At 69.3% G+C, this 19,532-nt stretch carries 24 protein-coding genes; 14 read left to right on the forward strand and 10 right to left on the reverse strand.

The window, feature by feature from the left end; all coding sequences use genetic code 11:
* Positions 1 to 66: 66 nt before the first annotated feature.
* Entirely contained in the window at positions 67 to 279 is a 213-nt protein-coding gene (locus ACU4E7_RS14295; protein WP_238121656.1) for a DUF2842 domain-containing protein, read from the forward strand.
* A 4-nt stretch (positions 280 to 283) separates the two neighbouring features.
* On the opposite strand, the gene ACU4E7_RS14300 is transcribed toward ACU4E7_RS14295, so the two are convergent.
* Both ACU4E7_RS14300 and ACU4E7_RS14305 read right to left on the reverse strand, forming a co-directional pair.
* On the reverse strand, positions 284 to 1,825 hold the full coding sequence (locus ACU4E7_RS14300; RefSeq protein WP_447019233.1) for a hypothetical protein: 1,542 nt from the start codon (positions 1,823 to 1,825) through the stop codon (positions 284 to 286).
* Positions 1,826 to 1,917: 92 nt separating this feature from the next.
* Positions 1,918 to 2,751, reverse strand: a complete 834-nt coding sequence (locus tag ACU4E7_RS14305) for an enoyl-CoA hydratase (RefSeq protein WP_238121658.1) — start codon at positions 2,749 to 2,751, stop codon at positions 1,918 to 1,920.
* Positions 2,752 to 2,879: 128 nt separating this feature from the next.
* On the opposite strand from ACU4E7_RS14305, the gene ACU4E7_RS14310 reads away from it, so the two are divergent.
* The 4 genes from ACU4E7_RS14310 (at position 2,880) to rpsI (ending at position 5,746) form a co-directional block, all read left to right on the forward strand.
* Positions 2,880 to 3,341 (forward strand): PaaI family thioesterase, encoded by a 462-nt coding sequence (locus tag ACU4E7_RS14310; protein WP_447019234.1) that lies wholly within the window; start codon positions 2,880 to 2,882, stop codon positions 3,339 to 3,341.
* 37 nt (positions 3,342 to 3,378) lie between these two features.
* Complete coding sequence (locus ACU4E7_RS14315; RefSeq protein ID WP_447019235.1) at positions 3,379 to 4,566, forward strand: GGDEF domain-containing protein; 1,188 nt, start codon at positions 3,379 to 3,381, stop codon at positions 4,564 to 4,566.
* A 234-nt stretch (positions 4,567 to 4,800) separates the two neighbouring features.
* Positions 4,801 to 5,262, forward strand: a complete 462-nt coding sequence (gene rplM / locus ACU4E7_RS14320; protein ID WP_238121661.1) for a 50S ribosomal protein L13 — start codon at positions 4,801 to 4,803, stop codon at positions 5,260 to 5,262.
* A 1-nt stretch (position 5,263) separates the two neighbouring features.
* Positions 5,264 to 5,746, forward strand: coding sequence for a 30S ribosomal protein S9 (rpsI, locus tag ACU4E7_RS14325; RefSeq protein ID WP_238121662.1), 483 nt, complete (start codon positions 5,264 to 5,266; stop codon positions 5,744 to 5,746).
* Positions 5,747 to 5,838: 92 nt separating this feature from the next.
* Here the strand turns inward: rpsI and ACU4E7_RS14330 are convergent, their stop codons facing one another.
* A complete protein-coding gene (locus ACU4E7_RS14330; protein WP_447019236.1) occupies positions 5,839 to 6,438 on the reverse strand; it encodes an alpha/beta fold hydrolase in 600 nt (199 codons plus the stop codon).
* A 48-nt stretch (positions 6,439 to 6,486) separates the two neighbouring features.
* Positions 6,487 to 6,780 (reverse strand): hypothetical protein, encoded by a 294-nt coding sequence (locus ACU4E7_RS14335; RefSeq protein WP_238121664.1) that lies wholly within the window; start codon positions 6,778 to 6,780, stop codon positions 6,487 to 6,489.
* A 220-nt stretch (positions 6,781 to 7,000) separates the two neighbouring features.
* Here ACU4E7_RS14335 and ACU4E7_RS14340 point away from each other — a divergent pair, with 220 nt between their 5' ends.
* The gene (locus tag ACU4E7_RS14340; RefSeq protein WP_447019237.1) at positions 7,001 to 7,879 is read left to right on the forward strand and encodes a histidine phosphatase family protein; all 879 of its coding nucleotides are present in this window, start codon (positions 7,001 to 7,003) and stop codon (positions 7,877 to 7,879) included.
* Here the strand turns inward: ACU4E7_RS14340 and ACU4E7_RS14345 are convergent.
* From ACU4E7_RS14345 to ACU4E7_RS14360, 4 genes are all read right to left on the reverse strand, one after another.
* A complete protein-coding gene (locus ACU4E7_RS14345) occupies positions 7,876 to 8,325 on the reverse strand; it encodes a DoxX family protein (RefSeq protein ID WP_447019238.1) in 450 nt (149 codons plus the stop codon). The genes ACU4E7_RS14340 and ACU4E7_RS14345 overlap by 4 nt on opposite strands.
* Positions 8,325 to 9,119, reverse strand: a complete 795-nt coding sequence (locus ACU4E7_RS14350; RefSeq protein ID WP_447019239.1) for an HvfC/BufC family peptide modification chaperone — start codon at positions 9,117 to 9,119, stop codon at positions 8,325 to 8,327. Before ACU4E7_RS14350 ends, ACU4E7_RS14345 begins: the two co-directional genes overlap by 1 nt.
* Position 9,120: 1 nt before the next feature.
* A complete protein-coding gene (gene bufB / locus ACU4E7_RS14355) occupies positions 9,121 to 9,996 on the reverse strand; it encodes an MNIO family bufferin maturase (RefSeq protein WP_238121668.1) in 876 nt (291 codons plus the stop codon).
* 94 nt (positions 9,997 to 10,090) lie between these two features.
* Positions 10,091 to 10,366: a BufA1 family periplasmic bufferin-type metallophore gene (locus ACU4E7_RS14360; RefSeq protein WP_238121669.1), complete on the reverse strand. Its 276-nt coding sequence runs from the start codon at positions 10,364 to 10,366 to the stop codon at positions 10,091 to 10,093.
* A 168-nt stretch (positions 10,367 to 10,534) separates the two neighbouring features.
* Here ACU4E7_RS14360 and ACU4E7_RS14365 point away from each other — a divergent pair, with 168 nt between their 5' ends.
* From ACU4E7_RS14365 to ACU4E7_RS14395, 7 genes are all read left to right on the forward strand, one after another.
* Positions 10,535 to 11,107 carry a sigma-70 family RNA polymerase sigma factor gene (locus ACU4E7_RS14365; RefSeq protein ID WP_337927124.1) on the forward strand — a complete coding sequence of 191 codons (573 nt, stop codon included), beginning with the start codon at positions 10,535 to 10,537 and terminating at the stop codon, positions 11,105 to 11,107.
* Positions 11,104 to 11,742: an NrsF family protein gene (locus ACU4E7_RS14370; RefSeq protein ID WP_238121670.1), complete on the forward strand. Its 639-nt coding sequence runs from the start codon at positions 11,104 to 11,106 to the stop codon at positions 11,740 to 11,742. Before ACU4E7_RS14365 ends, ACU4E7_RS14370 begins: the two co-directional genes overlap by 4 nt.
* Before the next feature lie 256 nt (positions 11,743 to 11,998).
* Positions 11,999 to 12,175, forward strand: coding sequence for a hemin uptake protein HemP (locus ACU4E7_RS14375; RefSeq protein WP_238122021.1), 177 nt, complete (start codon positions 11,999 to 12,001; stop codon positions 12,173 to 12,175).
* Positions 12,176 to 12,414: 239 nt separating this feature from the next.
* Positions 12,415 to 14,154 carry an ArnT family glycosyltransferase gene (locus ACU4E7_RS14380; RefSeq protein ID WP_238121671.1) on the forward strand — a complete coding sequence of 580 codons (1,740 nt, stop codon included), beginning with the start codon at positions 12,415 to 12,417 and terminating at the stop codon, positions 14,152 to 14,154.
* The gene (locus ACU4E7_RS14385) at positions 14,151 to 15,044 is read left to right on the forward strand and encodes a phosphatase PAP2 family protein (RefSeq protein WP_238121672.1); all 894 of its coding nucleotides are present in this window, start codon (positions 14,151 to 14,153) and stop codon (positions 15,042 to 15,044) included. Before ACU4E7_RS14380 ends, ACU4E7_RS14385 begins: the two co-directional genes overlap by 4 nt.
* A gap of 41 nt (positions 15,045 to 15,085) precedes the next feature.
* Entirely contained in the window at positions 15,086 to 15,787 is a 702-nt protein-coding gene (locus ACU4E7_RS14390) for a glycosyltransferase (RefSeq protein ID WP_447019240.1), read from the forward strand.
* Between the two features lies 1 nt (position 15,788).
* Positions 15,789 to 16,118 (forward strand): lipid-A-disaccharide synthase N-terminal domain-containing protein, encoded by a 330-nt coding sequence (locus tag ACU4E7_RS14395; RefSeq protein WP_238121674.1) that lies wholly within the window; start codon positions 15,789 to 15,791, stop codon positions 16,116 to 16,118.
* An 82-nt stretch (positions 16,119 to 16,200) separates the two neighbouring features.
* Here ACU4E7_RS14395 and ACU4E7_RS14400 read toward each other — a convergent pair whose 3' ends face one another.
* The gene (locus ACU4E7_RS14400; protein WP_447019241.1) at positions 16,201 to 17,124 is read right to left on the reverse strand and encodes a bestrophin family protein; all 924 of its coding nucleotides are present in this window, start codon (positions 17,122 to 17,124) and stop codon (positions 16,201 to 16,203) included.
* 9 nt (positions 17,125 to 17,133) lie between these two features.
* The gene (metC, locus tag ACU4E7_RS14405; protein WP_447019242.1) at positions 17,134 to 18,324 is read right to left on the reverse strand and encodes a cystathionine beta-lyase; all 1,191 of its coding nucleotides are present in this window, start codon (positions 18,322 to 18,324) and stop codon (positions 17,134 to 17,136) included.
* Positions 18,325 to 18,495: 171 nt separating this feature from the next.
* On the opposite strand from metC, the gene ACU4E7_RS14410 reads away from it, so the two are divergent.
* A complete protein-coding gene (locus ACU4E7_RS14410; protein WP_238121677.1) occupies positions 18,496 to 19,506 on the forward strand; it encodes an amino acid ABC transporter substrate-binding protein in 1,011 nt (336 codons plus the stop codon).
* The last annotated feature ends 26 nt before the right edge of the window (positions 19,507 to 19,532 follow it).

Here is a 19,532-nt window from a genome sequence, read left to right on the forward strand (position 1 = left end):
TATAGAGGGCGGGAGCGGCGCGCCACAAGGCGCGCGATCGTCCATGGAACAGGAGGCCCCGCGACCATGCCCCAGCGCGTTCGCAAGCTCATCGGCACCGTGCTGATGCTGGCTCTGGTGGTGGTGTGGGCCCTTGGCGCCATGGCACTGGCGCAAGGCCGGGTCACCGAACTGCACTGGGCGCTGCAGACCGTGTGCTACGTGCTGCTGGGCAGCCTGTGGGTGCTGCCCGCCGGCGTGCTCATCTCCTGGATGGAACGGCCCGACCGCAAGGCCTGAAGGTTCAGGCGGCGCCGCGCAGGGCCGGCAGCGGCTCGTCTTCCATATGCGCCGGTTCCGCCGGTGCGCTTTCGGCGTCCGCCGTGGGCGCGGGGCTGGGCATCGGCAGGGGGCCGGTGATCGGCGCCGCGACGAGGAGATCGTCGCCCAGCGGGGCATCCGCCGGCGGCTCGCCGGTCTCGTGGCGCAGCATCACCACCCGCGAGAAGCGCATCCGGGCCAGGGCGTCGAAACTCTCCACCGCCGCTGTCGCCGGGGCGCTGTCCGCGTGCAGGCAGACCACCAGCGGGTCGAGGCTGGGCAAGGCCGTGTCGTCGGCCAGCAGGGGCGGATTGGCCACCACCACATAATCATAGGTGTGCCGCAGCGCCTCCAGCACCGCCGCCAGGGGGCTGGCGCTGGCCGGGTCGAGGCCCATGGCATTGGTGCTGCCGGGGGGCAGATGACCGGGCGGGATGATGTGGGCGCGGGAGTGGGGATCGCGATGCAGGGTCTCGCCGAAGCGGGCGCGCCCGAGCAGCAGCTCGCGCATGCCCGGCGCGCTGACCTCGCAGCCGAGATCGGCCAGCATCTCGGTGCCGTTGCCGGTGTGGCCCAGCACCACCAGCACCACGCCGGCTTCATCCGCCAGCCGGCGGGCGAGGGTGGTGGCGCAGGCGTTGGCGGGCTCGGGCAGGCCATCGGATGTGACGAGCAGCAGGCGCCCGCGAATGCGCCCGGCGGCGGCCGACGGCACCGCCCGGGCATGGGGCACCAGCAGTGGCACCGCATCGGCGATGGGCAGGCCACGGCTCTCGGTGCCATCGAGCCAGCTGATGCGATGGTGGCTGGAAAGCTCGCGGGGCAGGTCGGACGGATTGAGGCGCCCCTGCCGCGGCGGCTCCCGTCGCCGGCGACGGCCCAGGCCGAAGGTGCCGATGGCGGCGGCCAGCAGCGCCAGGGACACCGGCCCCGGCAGATCGGGAACGAGGCGCGGTGTGGCGGGTATTCCCGCGCTCAATCCCGGCAGCCGGGCGGCGCCGGCCCCGCTGGTGGCCCGGGTGCCCGCATTGAGGTCGACGGCGGCGGTGACATAGGCATTGGCCAGGCGGGCCGCCAGATTGGGGGTTGGGGTCGATACCGAGATGCGCAGGGTGCGCCCGCCGTCCTGGGCGGAGATCTCCACCGCCTGGACGGTGCGCCGCGCCGCCTCGTCGGCGAGGGTCTTCGCATCGGATTCGGCGGCTGCGGCGAACAGGCTGTCGCCCGCCGCGAGCCGCGCCACGTCGTCGGCGGACAGGTGAGCCATCACATCCCGCGCCATCTCGCGCGAGGCCAGAACCTGGCTGATGCCCTTCACCATCGCGGCCGGGGGCTGCGCACCCACATCGAAGGTCACGGCGGCGGTGGCCGAGAAGCGAGGTGGCAGGGCGCTGGCCAGCGCCAGTGCCGCCAGCACCGCCGCGCCCGCGCCAAAGCCGCCCACCCGGTGGGGCGTCGCGACCAGGCGGGACCACCGGGCGCCAACTCCTTGGGGGAGCTTCGGGACCGTGATGCGCGGGACCATGGGGCTTGTCCTGCCGTTGCCCCGGCGCAGTGCTGGGGCCTCTCCTGGCAGAAGAGCCGATTTATGGTTGAGAGAAGGTTAACCGCGCCGCCTCAGCGGTCCTCCCACTGCGGCGCGCGCTTGGCGAGCACCGCCGAAATGCCTTCGTCCGCGTCGCGGGCCAGCATGTTCTCGGTCATGACCCGCGAGGCATAGGCATAAGCGTCGTCGAGCCCCATTTCGGCCTGGGCGTAGAAGGCGGCCTTGCCGAGCTTCACCGGCACCTGTGACTTGGCGGCGATGCGCCCGGCGAGCTCGGTGGCGGCGGTGACGGCGGCGCCCCGTTCCACCACCCGGTTCACCAGGCCCATGCGATAGGCATCCTCCGCCAGCACCCATTCGCCCAGCAGCAGCATTTCCAGCGCGTGCTTGGGCGCGAGGTTGCGCGTCAGGGCCACCATGGGGGTGTGGCAGAACAGGCCGATATTGACGCCGGGCGTGCAGAAGCGGGCATCCGCGCCGGCCACCGCCAGATCGCAGCTCGCCACCAACTGGCAGCCGGCCGCGGTCGCCATACCTTCCACCGCTGCGATCACCGGCTGCGGCAGCCGCACGATGGCGGTCATGAGCGTGGAGCAGCGCTTCAGCACGTCCTCGAAATAGGCGCGGCCCCGATCGGCATCGCCGCGATGACCCTGGATCTCCTTGAGATCATGGCCGGCGGAGAACACCGGCCCCTCGGCGGTGAGCACCACGGCGCGGACGGCGTCGTCCCGGGCGATCTCCGCCAGCGCCCCTGTGAGGGCCGCCATCATGGCTTCCGACAGGCTGTTGCGCGCCTGCGGGCGGGCCAGGGTGAGCGTGGCGACGCCGTCCCGAAGCTCCGTCTTAAGCACGGCTTCCGGGGTGGAAGAGGTCTCGGCGTGGGCGGCGGTGGGAACGGGCATGGGCGATCTTCTCCCGGTGGTGCTGCGTTTGCTCTTGGTTCGCGGCATTCTATGCGCAAGCGCGGCGCGAGCCAAAGCTCGGCCGGCATATAAGCCGGCATCGTGGGGCAGCGATGGGGAGGCGAGGGATGACGGGCATGGACGCAGGGGTGGCGCAGGCGGCGATGAGCCAGGCGGCGATGGAGCGGTTTCTCCACGCCGAGTTTCCCCAGGCCTTCGGCCCCGGGCGCGCCCACCACATCGAGCGGGTGGGCACCGACCTCGTGACCGTGCGGCTCGATGCGGCGGACGAGCATCTGCGCCCGGGCGGCACCGTTTCCGGCCCCGCCCTGATGGCGCTGGCCGACATCGCGGTTTATGTGGCCCTGCTGGCGCGGATCGGGCCGGTGGCACTGGCGGTCACCACCAGCCTCAACATCAATTTCCTGCGCAAGCCGGAACCGGGTGCCATCTTCGCCGATGCCCGGCTGATCAAGCTGGGGAAACGGCTGGCGGTGGGGGATGTGGGCATCCGCGGTGCGTCCGACCGCGACCTCGTGGCTCATTGCGTGGCGACTTACTCCATTCCGGAACGCCGCGCGAAGGTCTAGAACGGACGCGCTGCCCGCACCTCTCGCTGCTGTTACCATGATCGACATCCAAACCCTCATCATCTGGAATGGCGTCGCGCTCGCCGTCCTGGGGAGCCTGTTTCTGTTCTACTGGTTCTGGCAATCGCGCACCGGCGGCCTGCTGTGGTGGTGCCTGCCGTTCGTCTTCGGTCTGCTGGCGGCGGGCGCCAGCGCCGGCCACGATGCCTTGCCGGATGTTCTGGCGCCGCGGCTGGCCGTGGTGCTGATCATGCTGGCCTATGGCGCCGTGTGGCAGGCGGCGCGCGTGTTCAACGGTCATCGCGGGGTGCTGCTGCCGGTCGTGGCGGTCATCGCCGTGTGGTGCCTGCTGCCGGGCATCGGCGCCCCCGGCGCCCCCGAGGCTTATGTCAGCTCGGTGGTGCGCGGCCTGGTCATCGGCGCGTTCAACGGGCTGGCCGCTTATGAGTTCTGGCGCGGCCGGCAGGAAGAGCCGCTGCCCTCGCGGGCGGCGCTGGCGGCGATTCTCGGGGCGAACGCCGTATTCCAGGTGGTCAGCCATCTTTATGCGCCGGTCCTGCCGGCCCCCCTGGGGCTGGGCCCGACGGAAGCCTGGGCCGCCATCGCCTATAATCTGGCGGTGCTGCTGGTGGCGCTGGCGGTGACCATTCTGATGGTCTCCCTCTCGCGCGAGCGGGTGGCGGAGCAGTATCACCAATTGGCCCTGCACGACCAATTGACCGGGCTGCTGAACCGGCGCGCCTTCGATGCTGCCGGCGCTGAGAACCAGGCGCCCTATGCCCTGCTGGTGATCGACATCGACCACTTCAAGAAGATCAACGACGGCTTTGGCCATCACGTGGGCGACGCGGTGCTGGTGGAGGCGGCGCGGGCCATTGAACGCTGCATCCGCCGCAGCGATCAGGCTTTTCGGCTGGGGGGCGAGGAGTTCGTCTGCCGCCTGCCCCACGCGGCGCTCGGGCAGGCCGAGGTGGTGGCCGAACGCATTCGCCGGGCCTTTGAAGCGCTGATCATCACTCTGCCGGAAGGCGAAGTTCACGCCACTTTGTCGGTCGGTGTGGCCGCGTGCGCCGATGGCGGGCGGCCGCAGGACGAGCTGTTCGCCGATGCGGATGCCGCTCTCTACATCGCCAAGCAGAGCGGTCGAAACCGCGTCACCCTCTCCACCTATGCCCGCCCGGCAGTGGACACCGCCACGCCCGCCCGGCCGCAAGTCGGGGCCTGAGCGGAGGTCTGCGGTGGTCGAACGGCAGGGGGGCGGAACCCTTCGAATTTTCGGCACTTTTTTGATGGTGTTAAATTACCATTTTTCTAAGTAATTGATATTCATATATAAATTGTGGCACAATGACGTTGACGCGCCTTTGGGGGTCCGCTACAAGCCGCCTACATCGCCGGAGCGTGGGGTGGGTTCTTGGACCTGCCGTCTGGGCCGGCCTTTATAATCGGAAACCGACCCATGAAGACGTATTCGGCCAAACCCGCCGATATCGAAAAGAAGTGGGTGGTGATCGACGCCAGCGGCCTCGTAGTGGGCCGTCTCGCGACCATCATCGCCATGCGCCTGAAGGGCAAGCATCTGCCCATCTACACCCCCCACGTGGACTGCGGTGACAACGTCATCGTCGTGAACGCGGAGAAGGTGGTGTTCACCGGGCGCAAGAAGGACCAGAAGGCCTACTACCACCACACCGGCTTCCCGGGTGGCATCAAGGAGCGCACCGCCAAGTTCATCCTCGAAGGCCGCTTCCCGGAGCGGGTCATCGAGAAGGCGGTGGAGCGCATGCTCGCCCGCGGCCCGCTCGGCCGCAAGATCCTCGGCAACCTGCGTGTCTACAAGGGCCCGTCCCACCCGCACGAGGCCCAGCAGCCGGTCGCTCTCGACGTGGCGGCTCTCAACCGTAAGAACGTGAGGAACTGACATGGCCGAGGTTCTCCAGTCCCTCGACGCCCTCGGCGCTGCGTCCATCGCCACCGAGGAGTCCTCTGCTCCCGTGCATGTCCAGAAGCTGGACAAGTTCGGCCGCGCCTATGCCACCGGCAAGCGCAAGGACGCCGTGGCCCGCGTGTGGGTTCGCCCCGGCACCGGCAAGATCACCGTCAACGACCGGGATATCGAGGTGTATTTCGCCCGTCCCGTGCTGCGTCTGATGATCAACCAGCCGTTCCAGGCCGCGGCCCGTGAAGGCCAGTATGACGTGGTGTGCACGGTGGCCGGCGGCGGCCTCTCCGGCCAGGCCGGTGCGGTGCGTCACGGCATCTCCAAGGCGCTCACCTATTACGAGCCGGAACTGCGCTCCCCCCTCAAGAAGGGCGGCTTCCTCACCCGCGACAGCCGCGTGGTCGAGCGCAAGAAGTACGGCCGGGCCAAGGCGCGTCGTTCGTTCCAGTTCTCCAAGCGCTGAGCGCGGACGAGCGGTTCAGACCGGATGTTTGGAAACGGCGGGGATGTCCCCGCCGTTTTCTTTTTGCCCGCGGCGTCGCCCTGTCCGCGATGTCAGGAGCCGGGGACGAGGTGGGCGCGAACCTGCGCCGCGACCTCCTCCACATGGGTCTGCGCCAGGTCATGGTCGCCGCCGGCCACCACATGCAGCCGCGAATCGGCGGGCAGCAGGGCGGCCAGCCGCTCACCCACCGGCAGCGGGCTGATGGCATCACGATCCCCCCACAGCAGCAGGGTTGGCGTGCGCAGGGTCGCGATCTGTGCGGAGAGGTCGGCGCCGGCGGAGGCGAGCCAGCGCGCGGCGCGAGGATAGGTGCGGTCATAGTTCGGTCGCCAGTCGATGGCGCCGAGCGGCGTGGTCGGAATGCCGCCAGAGGTGGCGGTGAGCACCAGTCGCGCCAGCCGGTGCGGCGCCGCCAGGGCGGCCTTGACGGCGATCAGCCCACCCATGGACTGGGCGACCATATGGACGGGCTCGTCCATCTCCCGCAGAACCAGCGCCACCAGGTCGTCGAGGCCGCTCACATCAGCGCGGGCCGGCTCATGGCCGAGCCCGGGCCAGGAGAGGAACATCCCCTCGATCCCGGCGCACCGGGCCACCGGTTTCCAGAAGTCCGCGCTGGCGCCGGCGCCGGGCAGAAACAGGGTCTTCATCGCGCCCCTGTTCTGCTCAGCAAAAGGGAGCTGCTAGGCGGCAAGCCCTCAGAAGCTCGGCGTGTTGCCGGCGAGCGGGCTCCAGGAGCCGTTGTTGGTGGGATCGCCGGGCGGGCCACCGCCCCAGCCGCCGGTGAGATCCGGCGGGAAGGCGTAGTTCATGTTGCGGTCGTTGCCGATCTTCACGTCGGGGCGGATCGCCGGACCAGGGCCCGGATCGAGGTAATTGCCCTGGGGAATGACCGGCAGCTGGATGACGCGCGGGGTGATGACCACGTGGGGGCGCGAGTTCTGCGCCACGGCCACGGCGCTCAGGCCGGTGAGGCCTGTCAGCAGCATCATGGCCCGAGCGCTGGATGCCAACCTGATAGTGAGCATGGACGTGCCCCGCCTCCAATCCGGACCTTGCACTTGACTGCTCGCCTTGAAGCACGTTCGCGCCGGAGTGTGAAGGGCCTTGCCGCAACGGGGGTGATGGGGCGATGGGTCCTGAAATTGACGCTGCGTGTGGTGCGGCCAGTCGTTAAGTTGCTCTCCGGCTTCGATTCTGGGGAGATGGGGGATGACGATGCGCACGGTGGAGGGTCGCGGCGCGGCTGTCGGAAGGCTTGCCAGGGGCCGCACGGGCCTTGCTGTCGCGGCGCTTGCGGGTGTGTTCGGGCTCGCCACCACGGCGGCTATGGCGGCCCCGGCCCGCATCATCCTGCTGCGCCACGGCGAGAAGCAGGATGCCTATCGCCTGTGCGCGACCGGCGCCGAACGGGCCCAGGCGCTGGCGGCGCGCTATCTCGGCAAGAGCGCGACCCAAAGCCTGTTTCGCCCCGGCGAGACGCCCAAGGCATTCTTCGCCGTCACCCTGCACACGCTGGAGACCATTTCACCCTCGGCCATGTCGTGGGCCATGCCGGTGACCCTCTATTCGAGCCTGCCCGGCGGCAGCGCCCAGGCGCTGGATGACACCATCGACGTGCGGACCGGGCAGTTGGTTCAGAACCTGCTCGCCGACCCGATCTGGAACGGCAGCACCGTGGTCATCACCTGGGAGCACGACCACATCGCCAAGAAGGAGAAGGCCCCGGCCGCCGGGGCGGCGAAGGCCCACGGCGATGCTCCCCATGACAGCGGCCAGACAGAGGGGGCACACAAGGGCGGCGGGCACAAGGATGGCGCAAAGGCCTCGGGCCATCGGCCGGAAGCCCCCTCCACCCTCTATGGGCTGCTGGGGCTGAAGGATGTGCCCGGTGCCCTGGCCTCCTGGCCGGGGGCTACCTACGACTATTTCTGGATCATCGATTTCGATCCCGCTACGGGCCAGGTGACCCAGTTCGCCAAGCAGAAGCAGGTCTATGACGGGCCCTATGCGAACCTGCCGCAGAACGATTGGGGCGCGCCCAACGGCCTCACCGCGGCCAGCGGCTGCGCCCTCGCCCACGGCGGCTAGGGGCGCGGCTCGCCGGCCGCCTCACGGCGCCGGGCCCACCAGCGCGCGAGCAGGTGGTCGAGGGAGAGCCGGCCGGGGCCGCGCAGCACCAGCAGCAGGAACAAGGTGGCCCAGGTGCCGTGGGTGGGCCAGGCATCGGGATAGACGAAGATCTCGATGACCAGGGTCATCACCAGCAGGGCGAAGGCGGCGGGCCGGGTGGCGAGCCCGGCCACCAGCAGCACCGGCAGGCCGAGCTCGGCGGCGCTCGCCATGTGGGCGGCCCAGGTGGGGTCCAGCAGCGGCAGACGATACTCTTCCCGGAACAGGTAGATGGCGCTGTCGGAGACGTGTCCGTTGGCGTCGAGCTTGGTGAGGCCCGACTGAAAGAAGACGCCGGCCGGAAAGATGCGGGCGCCCAGCGCTAGGACATCATCCCAGAAGCGGGACAGGGGCAGCGTGGTCATCACGAGGCACCTCCCGGTCGCGGTTGGCTTGTGGTTGGCCAGGTGAGGGCCCCCCGATCGAGCAGCGGGGGCAGCACGGTGGCGAGATCCGCCGGTGCCGCGAGCCGCTCCGCCAGGGCGCCGAGCGTGCGCGGCGTCGCCAGCTCCTCCAGCAGCCGTTCGCAGTGCGGGGGGAGCAGCGACAGTTCCACGTCCAGCTCCGGCCGGGTGACCAGGGCCGCCTCGGCGGTCCACTGGTCCAGCGGGCGCAGTGGCAGGTGGCCGCTGTTCATGCGCCACAGGGTGACCACCGGCCAGGGCGAGCGCAGCCAGCGGGTGGCGGGATGGCGGGCCAGAGGCAGGGTGGCGGCGGCGGCGAGGGTCTCGGCCGCGAGGTCGGCTCGGCACGCGGCGCGGGCATCGGCGGCGTGATAGGCCTCGATCATCAGCCGTTCCAGGCGCGCCACGTCGGGCAGATAGGGCAGCGGCGCGGTGCCCGGAAGCTGCGCCAGATGCTCGGGAAACTCCTGGCCGTAATGCGCCAGCACCGGTGAGCGCGGCGGGCTGTGCGCCACGAAAGCGCCGGCGGCGGCGACGAAATAGGCGTCGCCCACCAGCGCCCGCACCACCGGAAACGCCACCGCCAGGGCATCAATCAGGGTGACGCGCACGGTGGTGCGGTGAATGGCGAAGCGCCGGGCCACGGGATCGCCCCCTGCGGCGCGCAGGCCTTGGGGCGGCGGCGCCGCGGGGGTGAGGCAGGCGTGGGCGAAGGCGGCATCGCCGGTTTGCGGGGGCAGGGCGGGCGCGGTCATCTCAAGCCGCCTTCCGGCACCGGGCGAGCACCGCGCCGGCACGCTCGGCCTCGGCCCGCAGGACGGGCCAGGCGGGGACGTCATTGTCCCATTCGATCAGCGTGGGCAGTGGACCCGTGCGGGCGATGACGGTCTCGAAAAGTGCCCAGACGGGATCTGCAACCACCCCGCCATGGGCATCCAGCAGCAGCGGTGCCGGGCCCGCGCTGGTGGCAGAGGCGTGGCCCGCCAGGTGGATCTCGCCCACCGGCGCGAGGGGAAAGGCCCGCAGCAGCGCCTGCGGGCTCAGGGCGTGATTGGTGGCGGAGACGAACAGGTTGTTCACATCCAGCAGCAGGCCGCAGCCGGTGCGGCGGGCGATCTCGCCGAGGAACTCGGGCTCGGGGATCGTGCTTTCGGCGAAGGTGAGATAGGTGGCCGGGTTCTCCAGCAGGATCTGGCGGCGGAGCGCCTCCTGCAACTGGTCCACATGGGCCACCACCTGATCGAGCCGCTCGGGCGTGTAGGGCAGGGGCAGCAGATCATTGAGGAAGAGTCCGTCGTGGCCGGCCCAGGCCAGGTGCTCGGAGAAACGCTCCGGCTGGTGGCGATCACACAGCCGCACCAGACGGGCGAGGTGGGCCGCATCCAGCGGCGCGCTGCCGCCGAGGCCAAGGCCGACGCCGTGGATGGACACGGCATAATCCTGGTGCAGCCGCGTCAGGTCCGCATGGGGGCGGCCCCCGTCCCCCATGTAGTTTTCTGCGTGCACCTCGAAGAAGGCGAGCGGCTGGGCGGCGGCGGTGATGGCCGCGAAATGCTGCGGCTTGTAGCCGACGCCGGGGCCGGCGGGCAGCGCGCCAACGGCGACGTCGTGACGGGGCGGATGCGCGGGCATGGGGCTCTCCTGTGACACGGTGTGCGCCGGCCACCACCCGGGCCGCGGGGCGCCCGGATGGTGGCGGCGCGGCGGCCGGACGCGGCCGCCGGGGTCAGGACTTGATGGGGGTGAGGGAGCCCATGCCGTGGGGGGTCTTGAGGGTGGTGCAGGTGCCCGCCGGCACCAGCTTCCAGGCATTGCCCTGATAGTCCATCTTGGCGGTGCCGGCGCAGGTGGTGCCGGGACCGGCGGCGCAATCGTTCTGGCCCTTGAGGGCGACGCCGAAGCACTTCTCCTTGCCCGCCTCCTGGGCGGCGGCGGGGGTGGAGACGGCGGCGAGGGTGGCGGCCAGGCTGCCAAGGATGGCGAGGGTGGCGACAGGCTTCATGGGATTGCTCCGTGTGAGAAAGGCCGCGTCCATCGCGACCTCATCCGCACTTCGCGGCCACCGGGGGCGGCGTTACCGGCATCACGCGCCTGTGTTCGCATCGGCGGCGATCGTCGGAAATTCTGCGGGCGGCTGTAACGTCGGTGCGCCGGCGTGCGAACAAGGGAGGTGAACATCGTCGCTTCCATGCGCGAGGACTGGGCCCAGCTCATGTGTGCCGGACTGGACGGCGACACGGCGGCCTACCATCGCCTGCTCAGCGAACTCGCGCCGGTGCTGCGGCGCGTGGCGCAACGCATGCTCGCACGCGCCGGACAGGGCTCGGGCGAGATCGAGGATGTGGTGCAGGAGACCCTGCTTGCCATTCATCTGAAGCGGCAGACCTGGGACCGCAGCACGCCATTGATGCCCTGGGTATGGGCTATCACCCGCCACAAGGCGCTCGATGTGCTGCGCCGCCAGGGGCGTCGCGCCGAGGTGCCCCTCGACGCCCTGGACTCGGTGCTGGAGGAGGTGGCCGCCCCGGAGCCGGCCGAGGCGGGGTTGGCGGAACGCGATGTGGCCCGCCTCACCCAGAGCCTGTCCGACCGCGAGCGCGCGGTGGTGGAGGCGGTCTATCTCTCGGGGGCGAGCGCGCGGGAAGCCGGCCAGCGCCTGGCCATGAGCGAGGGGGCGGTGCGGGTGGCACTGCACCGCGCGCTGAAGCGTCTCGCCGCGGCCTATGGAGGAGCCAAGCCATGAAGACCGACGACCTGATCCTGGCTCTCGCCGCCGATGCCCGCCCCCATGGGCCGTCACTGGTGGCGGGCCTCATCGGCGCGGTGATCGCCGGCGGGCTGCTGGCGGCGGTGGCGCTGCTGCTCACTTTGGGGCCCCGTCCTGATTTCGCGGCGGCGCTGGCATCGCCACGCTTCCTGTTCAAGTTCGCGGTCACCGCAAGCCTTGTGGTGACGGCGGCACGCCTGGCTTTGGTGCTGTCGCGCCCGGGTGCCGATCACCTGCGCGCGCTGCGGCTTTTGTGGCTGCCGGCGGTGCTGCTGGTCGGCGCGGTGGTGGTGGAACTGCTGAGCGTGCCGGCCACCGGCTGGCAGGCGCGGCTGGTGGGCACCAATTGGGCGGTGTGCCTGGTGGCGGTGCCGGGCCTGTCGTTGGCGCCGCTGGCGCTGGCGCTCTGGGCGCTGCGGCGCGGCGCCCCCGCCCAGGCGCCGGTGGCCGGGCTGGTGGCGGGCCTGCTCGCCGGCGCCATCGGCGCGTTCTTCTACGCCGCCCATTGCCCGGACGATTCGCCGTTGTTCGTGGCCGTCTGGTACACCCTTGCCATCGGCGCGGTGGGGGCGCTGGGGGCGGTGCTGGGCGCGCGCCTGCTGCGCTGGTGAGGGGTTAAGCGGGGCGCTTGCGGCCGGTGCGCGATGCCCGCGTGATTGAGAATGTCTCCATATCGTCGCATGCCATGTTGATCCACGCGACAGCACGTATTATCCAAACAATACGGCTGAAGACTGTAATATTGAATGCTTCTAAAGTAGCCGAATGAAGCTTGAATACTGCGGTTCATGGCAATCAGTGATCTGGAGTGATTCAAAAATGACCAAGCAAGAATATCTCCGCGCCGCCTGGTCAGACGCTCAGCCCATGGGCGAGGGGTGGTCGGGCGGCGGTTCCGGCCCGGTGCGGGCCATTCCGATGGTGGATACCCAGCTCGACAGCCGCGACCTGTTCGTGGCCGGCCGGCTCATCACCATCGCCCATGGCGACCAGACCTATCAGCTGCGGCTCACCGCCCAGAACAAGCTGATCCTGACCAAATAGGCCCGGTGCCGGGTCGCGGCGCGGCGCGTCGAGGCGGCGGGCCGCGGCTGTCCGCAGGGGCGGGCGCCGTGGCAATTCGCGCCTTTCCTTTGCCCTGTTCCTTTGCCACGAGGTGCCGCTGGCACGGGTCGATGGCGTGAGGCGGGGCGGGGGCACCTTCCTGCGGTCGGGTCGGGTCTTTCCGGGGCGGGGCTTTCTGTTATTGTCCGCGCCCAATTCAACCGGGTCCGACCACAAGCATGGCCATCTCAGAGCCCGCCCCCCATAAGGGCCGGGCGTCCGTCCTCGACCTTCCGCACCGTCTGCCGCGGGCGCTGGATCTCGCCGCCACCAGCCACGGGCGTGCCTGCTTCGTGCTGGTGGTGGTGGCACTGCTGGCCTTCCTGCCGGGGCTGTTCTCGCTGTCGCCCATCGACCGGGACGAGGCGCGCTTCGCCCAGGCCACCAAGCAAATGCTGGAGAGCGGCAATTACGTGGACATCCGCTTCCACGTGCAGGCGCGCCACAAGAAGCCGGTGGGCATCCACTGGCTGCAGGCCGCTTCCGTGAAGCTGGGTGAGGCCGTGGTGGGCCCTTCCGCGCGCACCTCCATTGCCTTCTACCGCCTTCCCTCGCTGATCGCCGCCATCGGCGCGGTGCTGCTCACCTATTGGACGGCGCTGGTGTTCGTCACCCGGCGCGGGGCGCTGCTGGCCGGCCTGATGATGGCCACCTGCGTGCTGCTGGGGGTCGAGGCGCGCCTCGCCAAGACCGATGCGGTGCTGCTGTTCACCATCGTCGCCGCCTTCGGCGCGCTGGCCCGGGCCTATCTGCGGCCGCCCAATCCCCGGGTGGGAGACTGGGGCCTGGCGGCCATTTTCTGGACCGCCATGGCTGCCAGCATCCTGGTGAAGGGGCCCATGGGGCCGCTGTTCGTGGGCCTGGCGGTGCTGGCGCTCGCCATCACCGAGCGCTCTGGCCGCTTCCTCAAGCCACTGAAGCCATTGGTGGGTCTGCTGTGGTGCCTGCTGCTGGTGCTGCCGTGGTTCATCGCCATTTACATCGTCACCGACGGCGCCTTCTACCAGCACGCGGTGGGCGTCGACATGCTGGGCAAGGTGACGGAAGGCCAGGAGGGACATTGGGGTCCCCCCGGCACCTATCTCCTGGCTGTATGGGGCACCTTCTGGCCGGCCATCGTGCTGGTGGCCATGGCGGTGCCGTTCGCCTGGCGCATGTGGCGCGCGCCACGGGTGCGCTTCCTGCTGGCCTGGGTGGTGCCCGCCTGGATCGCTTTCGAGCTGGCGGCCACCAAGCTGCCCCATTATGTGCTGCCGCTCTATCCGGGCCTCGCCATCCTGGCGGTGCTGGCGATCGAGAAGAACAGCCTCGCCAAGGTCGGCAGCCGGCTGGCGGGCCTGGTGTGGCTATGGCCCATCCTCGCCGGCGTGCTGGCGGTGGTGCTGGGCGGCGGCTATGTGGTGCTGGGCAGCGGCTTCGCCTTCGGCCTCGCCGCCTGGCCGCTGCTGCTGGTGGCGGTGCTGCTGGCGGTGCTGGCCGCGCGCGCGCTTCCGGGAGCCGGGCCCGAAGGGGCGTTCCTGACCGCCGCCTGCGCGGCCCTGGTGCTCTATTTCACGGTCTATCAGCTGCTGCTGCCGCAGATGCGGGCGGTATGGATCTCCGAGCGGCTGGCCGCCATCGCCGCCGAGAGCGGGTGCCCGGCCGGCAATATTGCCTCCATCCCCTATCAGGAGCCGAGCCTCGTCTTCCTGGTGGGAACGGACATCCGCTACACCTCGGCCGCCGCCTCGGCCGATCTGCTGAAGCAGGGCGGTTGCGCCTTGGCCTTCATCGGCCAGAAATTCGAGAAGCCATTCCAGAGGCGGGCAGCGGAGCTTGATCTGAAGTACCGCGCCATCGCCACCGTGGAGGGCTTCACCTACAACGGCGGGCGACCCATCAGCATCACCGTCTACCGCTCCATGGAGCCGGCCCGGTGAGCGCCACGAGCGGGCAGGCCGCCGCACGGGTGATCGAGGGCGGCCGCGCCGTGGTGGCTGGGCTCGTCTCGGGGCTGGCCTATCTGTTGCGCCGCCCGGCGCACCGGGTGCCGGCGCCGCGGGTGGTGCGGGCCGGCTGGCCGGAAATTCTGGCGGGCCTGGCGGTGGGGATAGGACTGGTGGTGGCGGCGATGCTGCTGGTCGATCCGCTGGTGGCGGGGCTGCGCAGCCGGCTGGCGGCGCCCGTACTGGTGGTGGCGGAGCGGCTGACCGACCTTGGCCTCGGCGGGGTGGTGCTGTGGCCGCTCGGGCTCCTGCTGGCCTATGTGCTGGCGCTGCGCGGCACCCTGGACGACATGGGCCGCCGCGTCGCCAGCGCGGTGATCGCTCGCCTGGGCTTCCTGTTCCTGTCCATCGCCGGGGTGGGACTGCTGGTGACCGTGGTGAAGCGGCTGCTCGGGCGGGCCCGTCCCTATGCGGCGTGGCACCTGCCGGGGGAATATCCGCAGTTGACGTTCCACTGGCTGGCGTGGAAATCCACGTTCGCGTCATTTCCCTCGGGTCATGCGACCACCGTGTTCGCGACGGCTGTCGCCTTCGGTGCGCTCTACCCGCGGGCCCGGCGCGCGCTGTTGGCGCTGGCGGTGGTGGTGGCGGCGACCCGGGTGGTGCTCGGCTCCCATTTCCCCAGCGATGTGATCGCGGGGGGCGTGGTGGCCTGCGTGTTCGTGCTGTGGATGGTAAAGGTATTTGCCGCACGCCGGCTGGTGTTCCAGGTGGACGCCGAAGGGTGTATCGCCCCCATGGCGGGGCCCTCGGCGCGGCGGCTCGGTCTGCTGCTGCCCTGGTGCCGCCGCTCTCCCGTATCCCTTGAAGAGGCGAGATCGTGACCTCCGCTGATCCAAGTACCGCTGTCGTCCCCCGCCTCTCGGTGATCATCGCCGTTCGGGATGAGGCGGAGAATGTGGCGCCGCTGATCGATGAGATCGATCAGGCGCTATCGTTCGAGCCCTTCGAGCTGATTTTCGTCGACGACGGCTCGTCCGATGGCACCCTGGCCGCGCTGCGGGTGGCGGCCGCGAGCCGCCCCTACATGCGCATCTTCGTGCATGAGACCTCCTGCGGGAAGTCCGCGGGCCTGGACACGGGCGCCTGGGCGGCGCGGGGCGAACTGCTGCTGCTGCTCGACGGTGATGGCCAGAACAATCCCGCCTATCTGCCGGAGATGGTGCGGGTGATCGATGCCGGCGGTCCCATCGTCGGCATGGTGCAGGGCGAGCGGCAGGGCCGCAAGGACACCGCCTTCAAGCGCTTCCAGTCCCGCCTCGCCAACGCGGTGCGCCGGGCGCTGCTCAATGATGGCAATCGCGATACTGGCTGCGGCTTGAAGGTGGTGCGTCGCGACGTGCACCTGCGGCTGCCCATGTTCGACGGGCTGCACCGCTTCATGTCGGCGCTGGTGCGGCGCGAGGGCTATGAGATCCGCACCGTGCAGGTGGTGGATCGCGAACGCTGGCACGGCGTCTCCAAATACGGTTTCTGGAACCGCCTGTGGGTGGGCATGGCCGATCTCATCGGGGTGTGGTGGCTCATTCGCCGCCGCCGCATGCCCCGCGTGGTGGAGCACGGCTGAGATGGTCTATTACCTCTCGGAGATCGTCCGGTACTTCCACGAGGTGTTCGTGGAGCAGTTCGACTGGTGGACGGTGCTGGGCCTGGTGGCCCAGTTCATGTTCACCATGCGCTTCGTGGTGCAGTGGATCGCCTCGGAACGGGCCCAGCGCTCGGTGATTCCGTTCGCCTTCTGGACCTTCTCGCTGGGTGGCGGCACCCTGCTCCTGGTCTATGCCCTCTATCGGCGTGATCCGGTGTTCATCGCCGGCCAGGCGCTGAGCACCTTCATCTATATCCGCAACCTGCAGTTCGCCCTGCGCGAGCGGCGGGCGGCCCGGGCGGTGACCTGAGCTCTTCTCATTCACCGGCACATGATCTACGGCCCGTACAGCAGCCGCTGCGCGGGCCGTTGTCCCTTATGCGCGTGCAACGTCAATGCAGGATGTGGTCCACCGGCTGCGGCAGCGCCGGCAGGTCGCTCTCACCCCGGGTCTCCCGCAGGCCGATCTCCATGGCCGTGGCGAGCGCCGCGATGGGCAGGTCATTGGGCAGGGTGCCGAACGGCTCCTCCAATTCGCTGCCCAGCGCATCGAGGCCGAAGAAAGTGTAGGCGACGAGGGCCGTGGCCACCGGCGTGCCCCAGCCCAGCACGTCGGCGAAGCCGAACGGCAGCAGGAAGCAGAACAGATAGGCGGTGCGATGGAGCAGCAGCAGGTAGCCGAACGGCACCGGCGTGCTCTTGATGCGCTCGCAGGCGGCCAGAACATCATTCATTCGCGCCACCACATCGTCGATGGTGCGGTATTCCACGTCGGACAGCACATTCCGGGCGCGCAGGCGGGCCAGGGTCTCGCCCATCTCGCGCAGCAGCCGCTCGGGCGGATTGGGGCTGGCGGCCATCGCCGCCGCGAGGCCGGCGGGCATTACCCGGTCTAGCGCTGTGGCGGCGGCGCCGGGGCGCAGGTGGGCCACCAGCGCATGGGGGAAGGCAATGGCGAGATCGATCAGCCGCCCCCGCGCGGCGGCGGCATCCGGCCCGTAATGCTCCAGCAGCAGCGTGCGGCGGGTGAGGTCACGCAAGGCGGCGACCAGCGCGCCCCAGGCTTTGCGGGCCTCCCACCAGCGGTCGTAGCAGGCATTGTTGGAGAAACCGAGGAACACCGACAGGGCGATGCCCAGCAAGGCGAAGGGGGCGCCGCTGAAGGTGGGGAAGGCCCCCGGTGCCCGCCCGTGGGCGAACACCACCACCGTAGAAAGCGCCATCACCACAAGCACCTGCGGGAAGATCCGCTGCAGCACGGAGCCCCTCAGAATCAGGAACAGGCGCACCAGGCCGGGACGCTCGCGGACGATCATGGCCAGGCCTCAGGCGGCGGCGCGCATCTTGGCGAAGGCCTGGTCGAGGTCCGCCTTCAGGTCGGTCGTGTCCTCGAGGCCGATATGCAGGCGCACCGCCGGGCCTTCCACATTCCACGCCGTGGCGGTGCGGTAGTCGCTGCAATCGAACGGGATGGCGAGGCTCTCAAAGCCGCCCCAGGAATAGCCCATGCCGAACAGCTTCAGGGAATCGAAGAAGGCCGCCACCGCCTGCTCCGGCACCGGGTTCAGGATGAGGCTGAACAGGCCTGAGGCGCCGGTGAAGTCCCGCTTCCAGATGGCATGACCGGGATCGGAAGGCAGCGCCGGATGCAGCACCCGGGAGACCTCGGGCCGGCCTTGCAGCCATTGCGCCATCTCCAGCGCCGCCTGCTGGTGATGGGCGAGCCGCACCGCCAGGGTGCGCAGCCCGCGCGCGCCGAGCGCCGCATCGTCCGGTGAAATGGTGATGCCCAGGTTGCCGTGGGTGGTGATGACCTTCTTCCAGGCCGGCCCCACCGCCGAGATGGTGCCGAGGTTCAGGTCCGCGTGGCCGCCGATATATTTGGTGCCGGCCTGGATGGAGATGTCGACCCCGGCCGCGTGCGGCTTGAAGAACACCGGCGTCGCCCAGGTGTTGTCGATAAGGGTGGTGACGCCGCGCGCCCGCGCCACCGCGGTGATGGCGGGCACATCCTGCATCTCGAAGCTCTGCGAGCCCGGGGCCTCCAGGAAGATGGCCCTGGTGTTGTCGCGGATGAGGCTTTCGATGCCGGCGCCGATCAAAGGATCGTAATAGGTGGTCTCCACGCCCATGCGCTTCAGCACCGTGTCGCACACCGTGCGGGTGGGGCGATAGGCGGTGTCCACCATCAAGAGGTGGTCGCCGGCGTTCAGCACCGAGAGCAAAGCGATGGAGCAGGCGGACAGGCCCGAGGGGGTGAGGGCGACGCCGTCGCTGCCCTCGATGGCCTGCAGAGCCGCCTCGAAACCCTCGGTGGTGGGATTGCCGCGCCGGCCATAGCTGTAGCGGCCGCGGTGGTGGATGAGATCGTCATAGCTGGCGGACAGGACGGTGGAGCCGCGCACCACCGGCGTGTTGACGAAGCCGTCGAAGCGCTGGGGATCGCGGCCAAGGAGGACCAGCTGGGTGGCAGTCTTCAACCCTGCCGTGTCGATCCCGTCGTGTCCATCCGCCATTTCGAGCTCCTGTCATAAGTCCCGGATAAGCCGTGCGTCGCTATTGACCGTACCGCAACATCGGTTTGTGATGGGCGGGATAGACGTCTCGGGCCGCGGCGTCGAGCCTTCACCGCAGCGGGAAGGTCCGCCCGGCAGTGGGCTCGGATTTATCCAAAGAAGGAACCTTCCGTGAAACGCATCCTCCTCGCAGCCGCCGGCCTCCTGTCCCTGGTCGGTGTGGCTCATGCCTCCACCCTCGACGAGGTCAAGGCACGGGGCGCGCTCAACTGCGGCGTGTCACAGGGCCTGCCGGGCTTCTCCTCGCCGAACGACAAAAATGAATGGACCGGATTCGACGTGGATTTCTGCCGCGCGGTGGCGGCGGCGATCTTCAACGATCCCACCAAGGTGAAATTCACCCCCCTGTCGGCCAAGGACCGCTTCACGGCCCTCACCTCCGGCGCCATCGACCTCCTGTCGCGCAACACCACCTGGACCATGTCGCGCGACACCACGCTGGGCTTCAACTTCGCCGGCGTCACTTACTATGACGGCCAGGGCTTCCTGGTGCGCAAGTCGCTGGGGCTGAAGGGCTCCAAGGAGCTGGAGGGCGCCTCCATCTGCGTGCAGACGGGCACCTCCAACGAGCTGAACGTGGGCGACTATTTCCGCGCCAACAACATGAAGTATCGCGAAGTGATCGCCTTCGCGACCCTCGACGAGACCGTGAAGGCCTATGAGTCGGGCCGATGCGACGTGTTCACCTCCGACAAGTCCCAGCTCGCGGCGGTGCGCCTCAAGCTCACCAATCCCGCCGACCACGTGCTGCTGCCCGAGACCATCTCCAAGGAGCCCCTCGGCCCGCTGGTGCGCCATGGCGACGACCAGTGGTTCGATCTCGTGAAGTGGACCTATTTCGCCCTGCTCGATGCGGAGGAACTGGGTGTCACCTCCAAGAACGTGGGTGAGATGGTCAATTCCGCCAATCCGGAAGTGAAGCGGTTGCTGGGCACCGACGGCAAGTATGGCGAGGGTATCGGCCTCACCGCGGACTGGGTGGTGCGGATCGTGAAAGCCACCGGTAACTACGGCGAGATCTACGACCGCAACGTGGGTCCCTCGACGCCGCTCGGCATCGAGCGCGGCCTCAACAATCTGTGGAACCACGGCGGCATCCAGTACGGCATGCCGGTGCGCTGAGGCGCGGCATTTCCTCACCGAAAAGG

It is taken from the genome of Xanthobacter sp. ZOL 2024 (assembly GCF_052932325.1).